The organism is Falsiroseomonas oryziterrae (genome assembly GCF_021864505.1).
Lineage (GTDB): Bacteria > Pseudomonadota > Alphaproteobacteria > Acetobacterales > Acetobacteraceae > Falsiroseomonas > Falsiroseomonas oryziterrae.
Genome location: NZ_JAKJIB010000705.1, coordinates 1 through 585 on the forward strand (window position 1 = coordinate 1; position 585 = coordinate 585).

A 585-nucleotide genomic window follows, 5' to 3' on the forward strand; every position below is an offset into this window, starting at 1 on the left:
CAGCGATCGACACGACGCAGCAGCACGCGGCGCAGCCCGGCCTCTGTGGCGGCGAAGCGTGCGAGGTGCGCGAGCGCGGCCTCCTGCAACCGCGCCGCGTCGGGGGGCGGGCCGGCGGGGCGCCTCTGCTGCGGCATGGCGACGTTCTGCCATGCCATCGGCCCGGGTGGCGACCCGCGCCGCGCGCCGGACGGCCATGACGGGACGGTGCGCCCACCGAAACCCGGCCAGCGCAGGGTGCGTTGCGGCTGCCACGGGACCCCCCCACGAAGAAAGGATCAGCCGTGATCCGCACACGACACTACCTGTTGATGACGACCGCCGCTGCATTCTGCGCCGCCCCGCTGCTGGCCTTCGGCCAGGCGAACACCGGCGGCAGCAGCCAGATGCAGGGGACCACCCAGACCACGCCGCAGCAGGGCCCGCTCGGCGGCGCGCCGGCGGCGCGGGGCGCGGCGACCACCGGCTCCGACACCGGCCAGGCGCCGAACACGGGCAGCGCGGGCATGGGCACGGCGCAAGGCACCGGCCGCACCACCAATCCGGCCGGCAATGCGACCGGCGATTCGCAGCAGACCACCGGTG

Annotated in this window: 1 protein-coding gene; it reads left to right on the forward strand. The window is 75.7% G+C overall.

Translation table 11 applies throughout. From position 1 onward, the window contains the following. Positions 1-284: 284 nt before the first annotated feature. A partial coding sequence (locus L2I40_RS24235; RefSeq protein ID WP_237217879.1) for a hypothetical protein occupies positions 285-585 on the forward strand: 301 nt, incomplete at its 3' end.